We start from the raw sequence: 19122 nt of genomic DNA on the forward strand, positions 1-19122 counted from the left end.
AAATAGCCAAAAATCTCTTAGTTTTTTTTACCTGCACAATATTGCTCTAAAATTGCAGATACTTCACTGAAAAACAATAAAAATATTTATACAGCAACATAGGAGGTTGGAAAATGACCCGTACAAAAACCCGTTGGGGCTGCTTCTTTCCAGACCTGACCCAGTTGACAAGCAGTTCGTCCACTACCAACCTCCCAAACTCATATTGTCGATTTGAAATGAAAAATCAAGCTAAGAAACAAAAAATATGACACGAACAACCAAGAATTTTTTCTTTAAGTTTAATTCTTGATATTATAGACAACAAAAAATAATGGAGATTTAAATTTTCCGTAACAGTTTCTCCTATTGATTTGCCGTGAACAAAGCATTTTTATTTCTCTATTTATATACAATATAGTTTATAGCAATTTTGAGAGGCTTCAATTGCACAGACAGATACGATATTCTAATGCAAACAAGTTATCCTGGTAATGAAAATATAATAAAAAATTTCACAATTTGTCAAAGTTATGCAAGGTTTATTCCTTTTGAAATTTATTTCTCTTGATAGTTTAATTTTATTATACAAGCTTTTATGACATAAGCACAAAACCCAATTTCTCGAAAACCGAGTATTGACAATTTACAACACTCGGTTTCTAAAAAAGCTTACTTCAGTTTTTTATACATATACGCAAAGCCAAGATATGGTTAAAATATCATTAATAATCCCCTGTATCACAGTCTATACCAGTAATTTTTTTCTTAGTAATATTTTTAAAAGTATAATTTCCTGATGAAGGAAAACTTATATGGAGGGATTTTACACCTTTGAGCGTAAAGATTTTATGTTCTTTATCATGAGTTATTTTCTTTTCATCATCTGCAATAATTTTTAGTTTTTCTAAATCAGAAGGAGACGAGTATGATAAAACAAAAGATGCTTTTTTGGGTTTAAATGCTTTACAAGCATATTCAACGCCTTGATGTGCTGTATCGGATGTACCAATTGTAACAGTTTCACTTGGTGCAAAATTCCATTTTTTCTCACCAAAACCAGCAAATGCAACACTGGAGCAAACGAGAATATTGGCAACGAGTAATCCTTGAGTGCAAATTTTTTTCATTGTTTTTCCCTTTATCCTGAAAATAATATTAATTATAAGTCAGTTTTTATCAATATAAAAGATCAAAGTTCATTGTAAAAAGCAGAGTAAAAGTTATACCTTTAGCTTTATAAAATTATTTTACGCGCTGCTTAAAGCTAAGAGAATTGAAATTATTATTATTTGTAAATTAATGGCAGCCTAAATTGTTATATGATCTTCTTTGTCAGGTTGATGATTATTATTCTAAATAAGTTGTTATAGATAGTAGTATATCTTCTCAAAGAATTTTTTATGAAAAAAGTAAGATGGCAAATCCTTAACATATATAATCCGTAGAAGAATATTATTTGGATAATGGAAACTGTTCCGTTAAATAAATCTATTTTTCCTTTTCAGTGTTTATTATAAAGCTTGTTGATAAAAGAAGCCGTTTTTTTCAAAGTAAGTTGCATTATGGAATTTTAAGAATATTCTTTGATGTTTATAAAAATGATATAATCTAACTGTTCTTTACACAGATGTTCGATCGTTTTGAGCTGGATAAATGCCGATAATGCGAAGTTCAGCAGAAAAAAAAGATAGTTCTTCTAGGGCGAGTTTCATCATGGGGTCTTCAGGATGTCCTTCAATATCGACAAAAAATTGTGTTGCATTAAAATTCCCGCCAATTTGATAACTTTCTAATTTTGTCATATTAATACCATTAGTGGCAAATCCTCCCATAGCTTTATAAAGAGCAGCAGGTACATTGCGCACGCGAAAAAGAAGACTTGTGATGATTTTTTCACCATTTTGGGGTCTGGGTATGTGCCGTTGAGAACGTGAAAGAATGACAAAACGTGTAATGTTATGAGGATTATCTTCAACATTTCTTTCAAGAATATCAAGTCCATAGAGTTCAGCTGCAATCAGAGGAGCTAAGGCTGCTTGTGAGCGTTTACCATTTTCTTTGACAAATTTCGCAGCTCCAGCGGTATCAGGTGAGTTAACAGGTATCCAGCCATTATTCCGGATAATTTCCCGGCATTGTGCAAGGGCGTGCGTGTGGCTATGAACGGTTTTAATTTCGTCATGTGTAACGCCAGGTAAAACCATGAGTTGAAAATGAATAGGCAAAAAATATTCATCAATAATATAAAGGGATGACTGTGGTAAAAGATGATGAATATCTGCGACGCGGCCAGCAAGAGTATTTTCAATAGGAATCATAGCAAGATCAGCTTGCCCACTTTCCACTAAGTTTAAGGCCTCTGCAAAAGTTACAGAAGGAACAGCTTCCATATTAGGAAACATATAAGTACAAGCAATATGGGAATTGGCGCCGTATTCTCCTTGAAAAGAGATTTTATTGGTTTTTTTTAATGTTTTCATGCTAAAATTCCACGGACTTTCTCAAGATCACGTTGTGTGTCTACTCCTAAGGGAATTGTATCAATTATCTCTACATCGATACGCATATTATGCTCTAATGCACGTAATTGTTCAAGTTTTTCACGCTGTTCGAGAAGAGAAGGCTTAAGCGCTACAAATTGCTCCAACGCTTTACGTCGATAGGCATATATTCCAATATGATGGTAAAGGGGACCATCTCCATAAGGTGCTGTTGTGCGGGTAAAATAAAGGGCACGAAGACGATTTTGAGAAAGTGGTGTACCAATAATTTTTACGACATTTGGATCTATCTTTTCGTTTTCATCATTAATTTTAGCACCTAAAGTTGCAATATCAGTAGAGCTATTTTCCAAAGGGCGTAAAGTATTGATAATTTCACTAGGCGTTATTGTCGGCAGATCACCTTGTACATTCACAATGGTATTGTAATGTTTTTCGGGATCAATACGCGTTAAAGCTTCATAAATACGATCAGAGCCAGATTTATGATCGCCACATGTTATAATACACTCATGCCCATAAGCTGTAACGATTTTAGCGATTTCACGGTGGTCTGTTGCCACGAGAATACGTCCTATAGCAGCTTTTTTTGCTTGTTCAGCAACGTGAACAATCATTGGTTTTCCAGCGATCTCAGCGAGAACTTTTTGGGGTAAACGCGTTGAATCCATACGAGCGGGAATCAAAATAATTGGTTCAAGAGTCATTGCACAATTCCAAATACCGTGTGTAAGGCATTTATCATGTTGTATGTTATAAAGAAAAGGCTTAAACTAAAAGTAGTAATGAAAAGATAATAAACGTTTAAGTTTTTATGAAACGCTCAACAGTTGTCTATTTTGCTTTTTCTTGTTTATGTGTGTTGATTATAGTGGTGGGAATTTCTATATTCAGCGATATAGTCTATGATCATTCTCCATCAGTTCAACATTCTCATACAATTACAAGGAATGATGTATTTAAAGAAAAACAGAAAGCATCTGATATTTCTTTGTCCTTAAACGATCGTCTTCAACAAGGCAGCCTTGAAAATGGACGTAAACTTTTTCGCCAATGTGCCATATGCCATACCTCTGGACGCAATGAATCTAGCCGTGTTGGTCCAGTACTTTGGGACATAGTGAACCGCCCTTTGGCGTCGACACCAGATTTTGCTTATTCACGGGCGTTACGTGCAAATTCTAATCAAAAATGGGATTTTATCAATTTAGATCGTTATTTGCAATCACCACATAAAGCATTTCCAGGGACAATTATGTCATTTCGTGGAATAAAGAATGATCAAGATCGTGCTGATCTTTTACTTTATTTACGCAGTTTATCTGATCATCCTGTTTCTGTGTTAACGAATGATAATAAAGAAAATTAGCCAAACTAAACTGTTTCAAGAGAGCTCATTTTAAGAAAGAAATGTGATTGGTTTTTGTTTGTAATTTAGGTTTCAAAACTTTACCTCCAAATTGTATTGACGTATCATTAAATTGATTCAATATGGTAGTATTGGAAAGTGAAAATAAAGAATGGTAGCCTATATTTTCCGGCGTTTTTTACTGATTATACCTACACTGATTGGTATTTTAACAGTAACATTTATTATTATTCAATTTACCCCAGGCGGACCTATTGAAAATATTATTGCTCAATTACAAGGAACAGGTGATGCAATAGGGCGAGTGGATGGAGGGAGTGATCTTGGTTTTTCTTCTGATATTATTTTAGAAGGTGCTAGTGTTGAATTGTCTTCTTCTAAAACTTTTAAATACCGTGGTGCACAAGGATTAGATCCGGAGTTTATTGCCAAACTGGAAAAGCAATTTGGTTTTGATAAGCCTCCCTTAGAGCGTTACTTGACAATGCTTAGTCGTTATTTGCGTTTTGATTTTGGTGATTCTTATACACAAGGACGTTCTGTTATTGAACTTATTAAGAGTGCTTTACCAGTTTCTCTTTCACTTGGATTTTGGCAATTATTGATTTCTTATACTATTTCCATACCGCTAGGAATTCGTAAAGCTCTTCAAGAGGGATCAGCATTTGATGTATGGACAAGTGCACTTATCATTATAGGCTATGCCATTCCGAGTTTTCTCTTTGGTATTTTTTTAATGGTTTTTTTGCTGGAGGGTCTTTTTAAATTGGTTTCCCTTAAGCCACTTAACATCTGATAATTTTACCCAATTGTCTTTTACTGGTAAGATATTAGATTACCTTTATCATTTAGTTCTTCCATTAACGGCTATGATCATTTCTGCCTTTGCAACAACGACTTTGCTCACAAAGAATTGTTTTTTAGAAGAAATTCGTCAACAATACGTCATTACAGCACGCGCTAAGGGTTTAAGCGAGCGTTCGGTTCTTTATGGCCATGTTTTTCGCAATGCAATTTTAATTGTGGTTGCAAGCTTTCCTACAGCGTTTATGTCATCATTTTTTAGTGGGTCTTTGTTGATTGAAATGCTTTATTCTTTAAATGGTATAGGGCTTTTAAGTTATACCTCGATTGTCAATCGTGATTATGCTGTTGTCTTTGCTTCTCTTTATATTTTTTCACTTATTGGTCTTATTGTGAATCTCATTTCTGATATTGTTTATATGCTTATTGATCCACGTATTGATTTTAATAAAAAGGATTTGTGATGCAAGAAACAAAAGACGGTCATTCGCATAATTCTCAGTTGCAGAAAGAGCCCTTTTTCTCTCCGTTAAATGTATATCGCTGGCGCAATTTCAAGAAAAATCATCGTGGTTGGTGGTCATTATGGTTCTTTCTGTTTTTCTGTTTTTGTTCTTTTTCAGCAGAATTTATTGCCAATGACCGCCCAATTATTGCTTCTTATAAAGGAGAGCTGCTCTTTCCAGTTTTTTTTGATTATTCTGATGAAAAATTTGGCGGTAATTTAGCTATAGCGGATTTTCGTGATCCTTTGATTCAAAATGAAATTGCTAAACACGGTTGGGCAGTATGGCCAATGGTGCGTTATTCTTACAACACAATTGTGGGGAATAAAACAGTAGCGTTAGCTCCCCCTTTTTGGCTTCAAAGCAAAGAAGAGCGTTGTATCAATTATCCACTGAGAAGTTCTGATCCAGAATGTACAATAAGTCGGTGGAATTGGCTTGGAACGGATGATCTAACGCGTGATATTTTTGCCCGTGTTTTATATGGTTTGCGAGTATCAATAATTTTTAGCATTCTTTTAACGCTTGTATCCACAATCATTGGGATTACAGTAGGAGCTATTCAGGGATATTTTGGTGGTTGGGTTGATTTAATTTTTCAGCGTTTTATTGAAATATGGTCTTCTGTACCATCCCTTTATGTAGTGATTATCATGGCGGCGATTTTAGCGCAGGGTTTTTGGATATTATTGGGAGTTATGCTTCTTTTCCAATGGGTGACATTGGTTGGAGTTGTGCGAGCAGAATTTTTACGTGCACGCAATTTTACTTATGTTGACGCTGCACGTGCTTTAGGAGTTCCTAATAGCACTATTATGATACGACATTTATTACCAAATGCGATGGTTGCTGCTTTGACCTATATGCCTTTTTTATTGACGTCGGGGGTATCATTACTCACATCTCTTGATTATTTGGGATTTGGTCTTCCTGCTGGTTATGCCTCTTTAGGTGAATTGATGCGGCAAGCAACGACCAATTTGAACGCTCCTTGGATTGGTCTTACAGGATTTGTTATCATTGCTGTTATGTTATCATTGTTGGCGTTTATTGGCGAGGCTGTTCGAGATGCTTTTGATCCACGAAAGACATTCCAATGACAAATTTGCTTTCAGTACGTGATTTTTCGATTGCTTTGTGCCAAGAACAAGAAAAAAGATATATTCTTGATCAAGTTGCTTTTGAAATTAAAGAAGGAGAGACAATTGCACTGGTGGGAGAGTCTGGTTCTGGGAAATCAGTAACAGCATTATCTATTTTGCAATTATTACCTTTTTTGAAAACACTTTATCAATCGGGCGAAATTATTTTTAACAATCAAAATTTATTGAAGCAGAAAAAAGAAGATTTACAAAAAATTCGTGGTAAAGATATTGCTATGATTTTTCAGGAGCCGATGACTGCTCTTAATCCTTTGCATACTATAGAACAGCAAATAGCTGAAGTTCTCAGAATGCATACAGACTTAAAAAGACACGCACTGCGTGCGCGTGTTATCGATTTATTGACAAAAGTAGAAATTCATGAACCACAAAAACATTTCAATTCACTTCCTCATCAATTGTCAGGAGGGCAAAGACAACGGGTGATGATTGCGATGGCGCTTGCCAATAGCCCACGTTTGCTGATTGCTGATGAGCCAACCACGGCGCTTGATGTAACTGTTCAAGCGCGAATTCTTGAACTTTTAGTACAACTTAAAAAGCAAAACAACATGTCGATGCTTTTTATTACCCATAACCTGGCTATTGTACGTCGTATTGCGGATCGTGTTTACGTAATGAGAAAAGGAAAAATTGTTGAAAGTGGTCCAACGAACCAATTGTTTGAAAATCCTCAACAACCCTATACAAAACAATTATTGGCAGCGGAACTGAAAGGCAATCCCCTTCAAGCAGACGGGAATGCACCCATTTTGGTACAAGGTAAAAAAATTCGTGTTTTGTTTCCAATTAAAAAAGGGCTATTACGGCGAACAATAGGGCATATAAAGGCTGTTCAGGATATAGATATTACAATTCGTGTTGGTCAAACAGTTGGTGTTGTAGGGGAGTCAGGGTCAGGAAAAACAACATTAGGACTTGCACTGATACGGATGTTATCTTCTAAGGGACAGATTATCTTTGATGATATTGATATAAGCGATTTTACTTTTAAAAAAATGCGTTCATTGCGTCGCCATATTCAGATCGTTTTTCAAGATCCTTTTGGCTCACTTTCCCCACGCATGTCTGTGGGTGAAATTATTGCTGAAGGGTTATCAATTCATGAACCGCAGCTTTCTTCGTTTGGGCGTAATGATTGTGTGATTGAAGCTCTGCGTGAAGTGAATCTCGACCCTTCTGTCCGTTATCGTTATCCCCATGAGTTTTCCGGTGGACAGAGGCAACGGATTGCTCTTGCACGTGCAATTATCCTTAAGCCGCGCTTTATTGTACTTGATGAACCAACATCTTCTCTTGATGTAAGTGTACAAGCACAAATTATTGATCTTTTGTGTCATCTACAACAAAAATATCATTTAGGTTATCTATTTATTAGTCACGATTTGAAAGTTGTTAAAGCACTTTCACATGAAGTTCTTGTTATGCGCAATGGAAAGATGGTTGAATATGGTCCTGCTGATCGTATTTTTTCTTCTCCCCAAAATCCTTATACGCAAAGCTTGATGTCTGCAGCATTTGCATGAGAATCTTCTTACTTATAGGTCATAATTTCAAATTTCTTTATAAAAGAAGAATTCTTCTCACTAATATTTTTATTTTTTTGTGATCAGTTTAAGTGCTCTTAGTTATTTATAATATTTGGATATGATTTGCAGTGTCATACTGATAATTTCTGCTTCAGTGTATCTTAAGAGAATGCTACAAGCTAGTAGAGGTAAACATCATTATGTCTTTCAAATTCTTAAATAGTTTCTGTATTTACACTGGAAACTGACCGTTTATAGGTAATAATATTAAATTGTGCGGATAATCCATTATAGAGAAGGATTTTTCCCACCAACGGTTCGCCAATATTTGTGATGAGTTTAATGGCTTCCATTGCTTGGAGTGTTCCAATAACTCCTGGTAAAATACCAATGATTCCAGTTTCAGCACATGTTGGGAGAATGCCAAGGGCAGGCGGGTTTGGAAATAAGTCACGATAGTGAGGATTATTGTTTTTATAAGGCATAAGCACTGTCAATGAGCCGCTAAAACGTTCTACAGCGCCGCTTATTAAAGGTTTTTCGCATTGAGCGGCATGATCAGCAAGCAAATAACGTGTGATAAAATTATCGCATCCATCAACAATGATATGGTAGGCATTTAGTAATCTATCCACATTACTTTTATCCAAACGCATATTATGTTTTTCAACTGTAACATGGGGGTTTATGTCTTTTATAAAAGCTGTAGCGCTATCCGTTTTGTAGTGATGAATTGTGCTAGTTTTGTGAATCACTTGACGTTGTAAATTGGAAAGCGAAACGATATCATCATCGACAATTCCAAGGGTACCAACGCCTGCGGCAGCTAAATAGGTTAAGATAGGAGCACCAAGTCCACCAGCGCCAACAACAAGAACACGGGCAGCTTTAAGTTTTTGTTGTCCTGCTCCACCAATTTCAGGTAGAATAATGTGACGTGCATAGCGTTCGATTTCTTCACTGCTTAATTTTGTATCAACGTCTTGTTTCATAGGCTTTCTCTTAGCATAGTTTTTTTTATTATTTACTGAGTTTATAGTGCATAGACCAGTTCGCTTTTACTATAGGGAGGTTTTATTCATGAAAATTGCCATTCAGATGGATCATATTTCAACCATTCAGATTCAGGGGGATACAACATTTGCACTTGCTTTAGCAGCGCAAGAACGCGGACATACTCTTTTTCATTATACACCGGATCGTTTATCTATGCGCGATGGTTGTGTGATTGCATGGCTGGAATCATTAACGGTGCGTGATGAAGAAGGGAACCATTATCAATTAGGTAAGCCTTTCCGTACACAATTGATGGATATGGATGTGATTCTTTTACGCCAAGACCCTCCTTTTGATCTCAATTATATTACCACAACACACCTGTTAGAACGCATTCATCCTCAGACGTTGGTGGTGAATGATCCAGCATGGGTGCGTAATAGTCCAGAAAAAATTTTTGTAACGGAATTTCCTGATTTGATGCCAGAGACTTTAGTGACCAAAGACATTGAAGAAATTATGGCTTTTAGAGACACATTTGGTGATATTATTGTAAAACCACTTTATGGCAATGGGGGGGCTGGTGTTTTCCATTTGAAACAGGATGATCGTAATTTAGCATCACTCTTAGAAATGTTTGGACAAATTTACCGCGAACCTTTTATTGTTCAGCGCTATTTAGACACAGTACGAAAAGGAGATAAACGAATTATTTTGCTTGATGGTATGCCTGTAGGAGCGATTAATCGGATTGCTGCAGAAACGGATGTTCGCTCGAACATGCATGTTGGAGGTCGTGCAGAAAATGTTGAGTTAACAAAACGTGATTACGAAATTTGCGAACGTATTGGTTCAATTTTAAAGGAACGCGGACTTCTTTTTGTGGGCATTGATGTGATTGGAAATTATATAACAGAAATCAATGTAACATCTCCTACTGGAATTCGTGAAATTAAACATTTCTGTGGTACAGATGTTGCGCATCTTTTTTGGGATGTGATTGAGTTTAAACGTGCAAATTAAATTTATCTGAATAAAGAGTTTAAACATAATCATTTGAAAAAATGAACAATGTTACTTTTTTATATTTGTTATACTGCAAATATGAACTAGAATTGAAATTGTCATAGAATAAAAGCAAGAGAATTTGTTTCATATTTTTAAGGAGTTTATAAATGGGTAGATTTTTATCAGTTGGGGTGGGACTGATTTTCACGTTATTGTTCTCAGTGAATGTGAGCAATGCACGTGATCAAATTCAGATGACTGGTTCATCTACAGTTTTGCCTTATCAAAAGATTGTTGCTGAAGCATTTGGAGAGATGTATCCGCAGTTTAAAGTGCCTGTTATCGAATCGGGTGGAACGGGTGCTGGTATCAAAGAATTTTGCCGTGGCATTGGGGAGAACACCATTGATATTGTTAATGCTTCGCGAGCAATGAAGCCTAGTGAATTACAATCTTGTTTTGATGCTGGTGTAAAAGATGTTGAAGAGATACGCATTGGATATGATGGCATTGTTTTTGCAACAGATATAAACGGTCCTGATTGGAAATTGCAACCAGTAGATGTTTACAGGGCACTTGCTGCTCGGATTATAAAAGACGGCAAATTGCAGACCAATAACGTTTCGAAATGGAGCGAGATCAATAGTATTCTTCCCGATTGGACGATAGCAGCTTATATTCCTGGAGAAAAACATGGAACGCGTGAAGTTTTTGAAGAAAAATTGTTAGCTGCAGGCTGTAAGGAGAGTGGAGCAGTGGATGCGATGAAGTCTTTGGGGATGGATGATAAGGCAATACACGCTGCTTGTATTGCTGTGCGTAAGGATGGCAAAGCCATTGATATTGATGGTGATTATTCTGAAACATTTGCGCGTCTTACTTCTAATAAAACCGGAGTTGGTGTTTTTGGTTTATCTTTTTATCAAAATAATGCTGATAAGCTAAAGGTTGCAGATATTAATGGTGTTGTACCAACCGTTGAAACAATCTCTAGTGGTCAATATCCAGTTTCTCGTCCACTTTTTTTCTATATTAAGAAAGCGCATTTAGGTATTACTCTTGGGTTGCGAGAATATGTTGACTTTTTCCTTTCTGATCAAATGATTGGTCCAGATAGTCCTTTGGCTGAATATGGTTTGATTATTGCTTCTGAAAAGGAGCGCCAAACCCAGCGTTCTGCTTTTTCTGCTGGTCGTGTGATGATGTTGAAATAATTTTCTAGATTTGTCAGTATAGATATTTTCTGTGCTGCTTTTTTGTAGAAATTGAAAGACAATATGAGCATTTCCTTCATTATTTTTCTTTTACTGATTCTTGGACTTGTTGGTTTTTATCTTTCTTATATGCGGGCCCGCACTCTTGAATACACACAATGCAAGATGCATTCTCGTGCCTGTTATTATGGGTGGTGGGCATTTTTAATAACAGTTATTCCACCTCTTATTTTTTTAATTTTTTGGGATGGTGGGAGTATAATTTATTTAGAGTATAATGCTTCGCGGGAGGTTGAGGCATATAGTGCACAGATAACGCAGCCTATGAATCATGAGCTACTTTGGGGAACGCTTCGAAGTCTGGTTAAGATGCTTCATCGCTTTGATGGGGATCTTGTTAGTGCTTCGTATGAGGAGGTACAGGCACAATTATTCGCGAAAGGGCTGATTTTACCTCACGAAGCATCAAATGGTTTATTAAGGATAGCACAGTCATGGGTATCTTTTTCTAAAAAGCTTCAATTTATTGGTCATGTTTTTCTTTTTGTTATTGCATCCTTTGGTTTTATTTGTGGAATGATGCAAATTGCTCCACATCACCGCGCACGCAATAAGGTTGAGAATTTGATTGTTATTGGGTTGGCTTGTGCATCTATTGTTGCAGTTTTGACAACAATAGCTATTGCGCTTTCCATGTTTTTTCAAACAGTGACTTTTTTTCAGTCTGTGTCCTTTTCGAATTTCTTTTTTGGAACGGTTTGGGATCCGCGTTTTTCAGTGGAAAGTTCGGGAAGTGAAGTAGGGCAATTTGGTTTAATCCCACTACTTGCTGGCACACTTTATATTGCATTTGTCGCAATGCTTTTTGCTGTGCCAGTAGGATTATTTTCTGCTCTTTATATGGCTGAATATGCTTCGTCTCGATTACGCTCAATAGTAAAGCCATTATTAGAAGTTCTTGCTGGTATTCCAACCATTGTTTATGGTTTTTTTGCTTTGAAGGTTGTTGGGCCATTTTTACGCGATCTCTCTGTTTCTCTCTCTGGTGGTTTTGGGTTTATTATGGCGCAAAGTGTTTTAACCGCTGGAGTTGTAATGGGCATAATGTTGATACCTTTTGTTTCCTCTTTGTCAGATGATGTTATTACAGCTGTTCCACGCATTTTGCGTGAAGGTTCCTATGGTTTAGGAGCAACGCAATCGGAAACGATTAAAAAAGTGGTTATACCAGCAGCTCTTCCAGGAATTATGGGAGCGATTTTGTTGACAGCATCACGTGCAATTGGAGAGACAATGATTGTGGTTTTGGCGGCAGGTGTTGCAGCAAACTTAACACTTAATCCATTTGAAGCGATGACCACGATGACGGTTAAGATTGTTAATCAATTGACCGGTGATCTTGAATTTAATTCTCCCCAAACTCTTGTTGCTTTTGCTTTAGGGATGACACTCTTTATTATGACTCTTTTGATGAATATTCTTGCTCTTTATATTGTGCGTAAATATCGGGAACAATATGAATGAATAAAGATTTTCTTTTCTCTCGTCGCAATATTGGACTCAAACGTCGATATCGGGCTGAATGTCGTTTTCGCGCCTATGGTGTAATTGCTATTTTTATTGGTTTGTTTTTTTATTTGCGCTTTTATGGTCTATCATTAGTCAAGGTTATACAGCATTTTTTCAAAGTGAAATGACTTTATCGATTTATTTGGATGAGAAGATTATTGATCCAAGTGGTCAGCATGCAACAAATCCACAGATACTCATAACGGCCAATTATCCTCTTCTGGTGCGCAATGCTTTAGTAAAAAAGCTTGGTATAGATCAAAATGATCGGGCATCACTACGGGATATTAGCCGTATGTTTTCAAGTGGTGTACGTGTTCAACTACGTGAAATGGTGACAAAAAATCCACAATTGATTGGTACAATGCAAAAAATCAAAGTCTTAGTGGCAGCGGATATTGATTCTGCTTATAAGGGACAGATTGATTTGCGTGTAGCAGAAAAAAATCGCAAAGTTTCTAATCGCCAAATAGAATGGATAAAACGCTTAGCGCACGATGGTACGCTTTATAAGACATTTAATTTTGGTTTTTTTACATTTGGTGCCTCAAGTCGTCCTGAGACTGCAGGATTAGGTGTTGCAATTATTGGCTCTGTTTACATGATAGCTATAGTTTTACTGCTTTCACTTCCTATAGGGATCGCAACTGCAGTTTATTTAGAAGAATATGCGCACAAAAATAAATTTACAGACTTTATTGAAGTGAATATTAATAATCTTGCAGCTGTACCTTCTATTGTTTTTGGTTTATTGGGGCTTTCTGTTTTTGTTAATTTTTTTGGGCTACCACGATCAGCCTCTTTTGTTGGCGGGCTTGTTTTAGCTCTTATGACACTTCCAACAATTATCATTGCTACCCGTTCTGCTTTGCGGGCTGTTCCTCTTTCTATTCGCTCGGCTGCTTTAGGTTTAGGAGCATCAAAAACACAAATGGTTTTTCACCATGTTATTCCTTTAGCTGCTCCTGGTATTTTGACTGGCACGATTATTGGTGTGGCGCAGGCTTTAGGTGAAACAGCACCTCTACTTTTAATTGGAATGGTTGCTTTTGTTGTCAATATTCCTACTACCCCTATGGATCCAGCAACAGCTTTGCCTGTCCAAATTTTCATGTGGGCGGGAGAAGCAGAGCGTGCCTTTGTTGAAAAGACATCAGGTGCTATTATTGTATTAATGACTTTTCTTGCGATCATGAATATTTCTGCGGTTTTTTTACGTCGAAGATTTGAACGACACCAATAATTTCAATCAAGCAGTCACTTCGATAAAATATTCATTGTGATAAGATTTATGTTTTTAAATAAGGTGAGTTTTTATAATGAAAATTAAAATGCGTGGTCAGGATGTGAAGGTTTTTTATGGGAAAAAAGAAGCACTTCATGGTATTACTCTTGATATTCCTGAACATCAGGTCACGGCTTTGATAGGTCCTTCAGGCTGCGGAAAGTCAACTTTCTTGCGTTGTTTTAATCGTATGAATGATATGATTGAAGACGCTAAAATAACCGGTCTTATTACCTTAGATGGGGAAAATATTTATGATCAGAGGATTGATGTTGTAGAGTTACGTGCCCGTGTAGGGATGGTTTTTCAAAAGCCTAGTCCTTTTCCAAAATCTATATTTGAGAATGTTGCCTATGGTCCACGCATTCATGGTTTAGTGAAATCGCGTGCTGAATTGCATGATGTGGTTGAAAAAAGTTTGAGGCAGGCGGGTTTATTTGAGGAAGTAAAAGATCGTCTTCATGAGGCGGGTACAAGTTTATCAGGAGGACAGCAACAGCGTTTATGTATTGCGCGTGCTATTGCCGTTAGTCCTGAAGTTATTTTGATGGATGAACCCTGTTCGGCTCTTGATCCAATTGCGACAGCACGGATTGAAGAGCTTATCGATGCATTACGTCAAAATTATACCATTGTTATTGTGACACACTCTATGCAACAGGCAGCACGTGTTTCTCAATATACAGCTATGTTTCATTTAGGACATTTGGTAGAAGTTGGTGCGACAGAGATGATCTTCACTTCACCAAAAGAACAACGTACACAAGATTATATTACGGGGCGTTTTGGATAGGTGAATTGAGGAGTATAAGATATGTCTATGAACCATACTGTTCGTTCGTATGATACAGAATTAAAATATTTAAAAGCAAGGATTACAGAAATGGGTAATCACGCAGTAGGAATGATTGAACGTTCTGTTGCGTCGATTGTCTGTAGTGATCTTCAACTTGCAACGGCAGTTATTGCCGATGATTTATTTTTGGATGAAGCAGAACGTGACATTGATGAGAAGGCCATTACTATTATTTGTAAACGCCAACCTATGGCTGTTGATCTGCGTGAAATTATTGGAGCCATTCGTATTTCTTCTGATCTTGAGCGGATTGGGGACATGGCCAAAAATATTGCAAAGCGAACGGTCGCACTTTCACAAACACATCAATCTGCTGCGTTTTATCATGGGCTTGAAACAATTACTGCTTTAGCACTTAGTCAGTTAAAGGAAGTATTGAATGCTTATAAAAGCCGTTTATTGGAACGTGTTGATGCAGTACGTGAGCGTGATGGTAAAATTGATGCTCTATATACTTCCCTTTTTCGTGAACTTTTAACTTATATGATGGAGGATATGCGCAATATTACGGTCTGTACACATTTACTTTTTTGTTTAAAAAATATTGAACGAATTGGTGATCATGTTACCAATATTGCGGAAATGCTGCATTATATCATAACGGGTTATCATATGTCTTCTGAGCGTCCTCGTGATGATCTTACCTATAAGGTTGGGGTAGGTGAGAAGAAAATAGACTAGCATTTTTCTTTTTATAAAGTCTGTTCAGCTTTTAAATAAGTAAATATAATTGATGTTTATTATAAAAGACATATTATAGTAAGTGCAAAGAAGCAGAGAAAGCAGTTTTTCAAGTCGATATCACGGATTTTAAATTCTTCATTTGACAGATTTAAATATTGAGTGCTATCGTTATAAATATTTTAGCCGGAGGGGAAGTTTTTTCTGCTTATTATTTTTAAATTTTTATCGGAGCGGATATCTGTATTGTTTTCATCAATATTGATATAAACAGTTTTAATACTTCAATCTTTTTATCTATAGAATTGTTTGAAGTTTTTGAAAGTGTGTTATTTTATTGCGATTTAGAGTGTAACGGTTGATGTTGTATAGATACATTTAGCCATTAAGAATGACAGTATTTATCTGTAAATTAGGTTTTTTATTTTTTATTGAGTATAAATGTCTTTTAATTACTCCTTGTATTAAAATTTTACTAAGTTGTAACAATTAGCCGTATACTTTTTTTAAGGATACATTTAAAACGCGCTCAGATTTCGAGTATTCAAAGATATGGGGATGTATTATATAAAATGAAAAAAAATTTCTGGACTGTTTTTGTTAGCTGTTTTCTGGCACCATTTGTTATAGTAGGATGTGCTTCAGATCATCTTAGTGTTGGAAACGTGAATGATAATAAAAAGGCAAAAACAGCAATATACCCGTTGACCGAGCGTCAATGTCTTATGCGTGCAATGTATTTTGAATCAAATCGTTCCAGCCGTGAGGGGATGATTGCTGTTGGTACTGTTGTTATGAATCGTGTTAATTCAAGTGCTTACCCAAAAACAATTTGCGGTGTTGTTGGTCAATATAAACAGTTTGCTCCTGGTGTTTTAACGCGTCCTATGACAGAGTCTGCATCTGTTGGTCGTGTTAAAGAAGCTGCAGATGCTATTTTACGCGGCGAGCGGGATAAGAAACTTAAAAATGCTAAGTTTTTTCATACCGCGGGTTTATCTTTCCCTTATAAAAATATGTATTATGTTCGTATTGCAGGGGGAAATGCGTTTTATGAAAAGCGCTCACGTGATGGATCACTTCAGATTCCTACGAATGATCGTCCCTATAATATTGCTTATGCTTTTGCTCAAGAGCGTTCCGGAAATGCGCCAAGTTTCATGGATGTAACCTTAACAAGTAAAAGAGTAAAAGCAGAGAAAAGACAAAATGCATCTTCTTCAATAGAGGTAGCGCAGGCAGACAAGGTGCGTACTACAGCTTTTTTTACAGTACAACTTGATAAAGTTCCTATTCCTACATCAGCACCTCATCGTATAGAGAAAGAAGGAGAGAGCAAAACGATTATAGCTTATGCTGGCCCCTCATCAGAACAGTTAAGTGCAATCATTACAGTGTTAGAAAAACGGTACAAAAGCCGGTAATTTTTCATAACCAAAGTAAAGGATATTGGTAATGTACTTTGATATTCATGAGTCCATTTCGCCCGAAATGCTTAATCGTCTTGCAGAAATTACGGTAAAAGTCGGGTTGAATTTACAAAAGGGACAGGATCTTGTTCTGACTTCTCCAGCTTCAGCATTACCTTTTGTCCGGCGTATTGCCTATCATGCTTATAAGGTTGGTGCTGGTGTGATTACACCGCTTTTTAGTGATGATATGTTATCACTAACACGTTTTGAAAACGCACATACTGCTAGTTTTGACTGTGCACCTACTTGGTTGTATGAGGGAATGGCGAAAGCTTTTGAAAATGGAGCTGCGCGTTTAGCTATTGTTGGTGATAATCCTTTGTTACTTTCTCATCAAGATTTTGATAAGATTTCACGTTTAAATAAAGCCACTTCAATGGCTTACCAGCCGGCTCTCAAACAAATATCAAATTTTTCTATGAATTGGTCGATTGTTTCTTATCCAACAGCAGGATGGGCTGAGACAATATTTCCTTCTTTGCCACTTCATGAAGCGATTAAAAAGTTAGCTGATGCAATTTTTTCTGCTTCTCGCGTTACAGAAGAAGATCCAATACATGCGTGGGCAGTTCATAATACAGCTTTAAAGCAACGGTCATTTTGGCTTAATCAGCAGCGTTTTTCCACTTTGCACTTTATGGGACCAGGGACTGATTTAATGGTTGGTTTGGCGGATGGTCATGAATGGCATGGAGGTGCATCAGTTGCTAAAAATGGTGTTGTTTGCAATCCTAATATTCCGACAGAAGAAGTTTTCACCACTCCTCATGCATATAGAGTTGAAGGTTTTGTTCGTTCAACGAAGCCTCTTTCTTATCAAGGAACACTAATTGACAATATTGAGGTGCGGTTTAAAGCAGGACGTATTGTTGATGCACGTGCTTCGACGGGCCAGGAAGTTTTGCAACAGGTTTTGCAAAGTGATGAGGGTGCAAGTCGATTGGGTGAAGTTGCTCTTGTTCCACATTCTTCACCGATTTCTAAAAGCGGTTTGCTTTTTTATAATACATTATTTGATGAAAATGCTGCATGTCATATTGCTTTAGGGCAGTGTTATTCTAAGTGCTTTTTAAATGGAGCGTCATTGACAGTAGAGGAGATTGCAGCACGGGGTGGAAATAAAAGTGTCATTCATATTGACTGGATGATTGGATCTGGTGAAATTGATATAGACGGCATTACACAAGATGGTAGTAGAGTTCCTGTATTTCGTAAAGGTGAATGGGCTTAATATTTATTTTTTTCAATGGTATTATTGGAATGCGCGTAATTTGAAGATAACAGATGCCTGAGCTTCCTGAAGTAGAAACAGTTCGTCGTGGACTTGAGCCGTTTGTAACGGGTGCAAAGATTATTTCTGTTACCCTTAATCGCAGAGATTTGCGTTTTCCTTTTCCTGAGGCGTTTTCTGAGCGACTTATAGGTAGGAAGATTATAGAACTTTGTCGGCGAGCGAAATATTTGTTGTTTCATCTTTCACAGGATAAAACGATTTTGAGTCATTTAGGCATGTCAGGATCATGGCGCATAGAAGATGATTTTTTAAAAAAAGCTTCTGCTGCTACCGAGAAATTTGTTCGACATGATCATTTCATTATGGATATTCAGGCGCAAAATGGCAAAGTTTATCATCTTACTTATAATGACGTGCGTCGTTTTGGGTTTATGCTTTTGGTAGATACAAATAGGCTTTATGAGCATCCGCTTTTAAAAAAGCTAGGGATCGAGCCTATGAGTAATGCATTTTCTGGTCGTTATTTACAAAAGGCTTTTGTTAATAAAAAAATGTCTCTTAAAGGTGTTTTGCTTGATCAGTCTATTGTTGCGGGTCTTGGAAATATTTATGTTTGCGAAGCACTTTGGCGTAGTCGTTTGTCTCCACAACGCAGTGCATTTACATTGGCATCGGAAACTATGTATGGGCGTAAACTTTCAGATTCTTTAGCGCAGAATATACGTGCTGTGATTTCTGAAGCTATTTTGTCTGGTGGGTCTTCTTTACGTGATTATATGCATGTAGACGGCTCTCTTGGTTATTTTCAACATGCTTTTTCGGTTTATGGACGAGAAAGCAAGGAATGTTTGCAATGTGGAACACCTATTGTACGTATTTTACAGTTGGGACGTTCAAGTTTTTACTGCTCACAGTGCCAAAAATGAATAAGGTCTCTTGCAAAATCTTACGAG

At 36.8% G+C, this 19122-nt stretch carries 15 protein-coding genes, 1 other RNA gene and 2 pseudogenes; 13 read left to right on the forward strand and 5 right to left on the reverse strand.

The features are described 5' to 3' along the window. Nucleotides 1-98: 98 nt before the first annotated feature. The 4 genes from ffs to QWU_RS03760 all read right to left on the reverse strand — a co-directional run bounded on the left by ffs (nt 99) and on the right by QWU_RS03760 (nt 3190). Nucleotides 99-195: signal recognition particle sRNA small type (gene ffs, locus QWU_RS09690), an RNA gene on the reverse strand. Between the two features lie 509 nt (nt 196-704). Further along, entirely contained in the window at nt 705-1109 is a 405-nt protein-coding gene (locus tag QWU_RS03750) for a hypothetical protein (RefSeq protein WP_006589028.1), read from the reverse strand. Between the two features lie 492 nt (nt 1110-1601). Then, complete coding sequence (locus tag QWU_RS03755) at nt 1602-2462, reverse strand: prephenate dehydratase (RefSeq protein WP_017196229.1); 861 nt, start codon at nt 2460-2462, stop codon at nt 1602-1604. Then, a complete protein-coding gene (locus QWU_RS03760; RefSeq protein WP_006589030.1) occupies nt 2459-3190 on the reverse strand; it encodes a 3-deoxy-manno-octulosonate cytidylyltransferase in 732 nt (243 codons plus the stop codon). Before QWU_RS03760 ends, QWU_RS03755 begins: the two co-directional genes overlap by 4 nt. 107 nt (nt 3191-3297) lie before the next feature. Between QWU_RS03760 and QWU_RS03765 the strand changes: the two genes are divergently transcribed. From QWU_RS03765 to QWU_RS03780, 4 genes and pseudogenes are all read left to right on the forward strand, one after another. Continuing rightward, nucleotides 3298-3852, forward strand: a complete 555-nt coding sequence (locus tag QWU_RS03765; protein WP_017196230.1) for a c-type cytochrome — start codon at nt 3298-3300, stop codon at nt 3850-3852. Between the two features lie 151 nt (nt 3853-4003). Beyond that, a pseudogene (locus tag QWU_RS09030) lies at nt 4004-5120 on the forward strand (microcin C ABC transporter permease YejB). Then, nucleotides 5120-6262, forward strand: a complete 1143-nt coding sequence (locus tag QWU_RS03775; protein ID WP_006589033.1) for an ABC transporter permease — start codon at nt 5120-5122, stop codon at nt 6260-6262. The pseudogene QWU_RS09030 and the gene QWU_RS03775 overlap by 1 nt, the downstream one beginning before the upstream one ends. Continuing rightward, nucleotides 6259-7851 carry an ABC transporter ATP-binding protein gene (locus QWU_RS03780; protein WP_017196231.1) on the forward strand — a complete coding sequence of 531 codons (1593 nt, stop codon included), beginning with the start codon at nt 6259-6261 and terminating at the stop codon, nt 7849-7851. The genes QWU_RS03775 and QWU_RS03780 overlap by 4 nt, the downstream gene beginning before the upstream one ends. Before the next feature lie 218 nt (nt 7852-8069). On the opposite strand, the gene QWU_RS03785 is transcribed toward QWU_RS03780, so the two are convergent. After that, entirely contained in the window at nt 8070-8846 is a 777-nt protein-coding gene (locus QWU_RS03785; RefSeq protein ID WP_006589035.1) for a molybdopterin-synthase adenylyltransferase MoeB, read from the reverse strand. 88 nt (nt 8847-8934) lie between these two features. Here QWU_RS03785 and gshB point away from each other — a divergent pair, with 88 nt between their 5' ends. From gshB to mutM, 9 genes and pseudogenes are all read left to right on the forward strand, one after another. Then, nucleotides 8935-9873: a glutathione synthase gene (gene gshB, locus QWU_RS03790; protein ID WP_006589036.1), complete on the forward strand. Its 939-nt coding sequence runs from the start codon at nt 8935-8937 to the stop codon at nt 9871-9873. 152 nt (nt 9874-10025) lie between these two features. Continuing rightward, nucleotides 10026-11072 (forward strand): PstS family phosphate ABC transporter substrate-binding protein, encoded by a 1047-nt coding sequence (locus QWU_RS03795; RefSeq protein ID WP_006589037.1) that lies wholly within the window; start codon nt 10026-10028, stop codon nt 11070-11072. 63 nt (nt 11073-11135) lie between these two features. Then, nucleotides 11136-12596 (forward strand): phosphate ABC transporter permease subunit PstC, encoded by a 1461-nt coding sequence (gene pstC, locus QWU_RS03800; protein ID WP_006589038.1) that lies wholly within the window; start codon nt 11136-11138, stop codon nt 12594-12596. Next, a pseudogene (pstA, locus tag QWU_RS09035) lies at nt 12593-13884 on the forward strand (phosphate ABC transporter permease PstA). The gene pstC and the pseudogene pstA overlap by 4 nt, the downstream one beginning before the upstream one ends. 76 nt (nt 13885-13960) lie before the next feature. Beyond that, nucleotides 13961-14719: a phosphate ABC transporter ATP-binding protein PstB gene (gene pstB, locus QWU_RS03810; protein WP_006589040.1), complete on the forward strand. Its 759-nt coding sequence runs from the start codon at nt 13961-13963 to the stop codon at nt 14717-14719. Between the two features lie 21 nt (nt 14720-14740). Continuing rightward, a complete protein-coding gene (gene phoU / locus QWU_RS03815) occupies nt 14741-15463 on the forward strand; it encodes a phosphate signaling complex protein PhoU (protein WP_006589041.1) in 723 nt (240 codons plus the stop codon). A 572-nt stretch (nt 15464-16035) separates the two neighbouring features. Next, on the forward strand, nt 16036-16887 hold the full coding sequence (locus tag QWU_RS03820; RefSeq protein ID WP_006589042.1) for a cell wall hydrolase: 852 nt from the start codon (nt 16036-16038) through the stop codon (nt 16885-16887). A gap of 31 nt (nt 16888-16918) precedes the next feature. Continuing rightward, entirely contained in the window at nt 16919-18166 is a 1248-nt protein-coding gene (locus tag QWU_RS03825; RefSeq protein ID WP_006589043.1) for an aminopeptidase, read from the forward strand. Between the two features lie 53 nt (nt 18167-18219). Beyond that, nucleotides 18220-19095, forward strand: coding sequence for a bifunctional DNA-formamidopyrimidine glycosylase/DNA-(apurinic or apyrimidinic site) lyase (mutM, locus tag QWU_RS03830; RefSeq protein ID WP_006589044.1), 876 nt, complete (start codon nt 18220-18222; stop codon nt 19093-19095). The last annotated feature ends 27 nt before the right edge of the window (nt 19096-19122 follow it).

Source organism: Bartonella birtlesii IBS 325 (assembly GCF_000273375.1).
In the GTDB taxonomy this organism is placed as follows: Bacteria; Pseudomonadota; Alphaproteobacteria; order Rhizobiales; family Rhizobiaceae; genus Bartonella; species Bartonella birtlesii.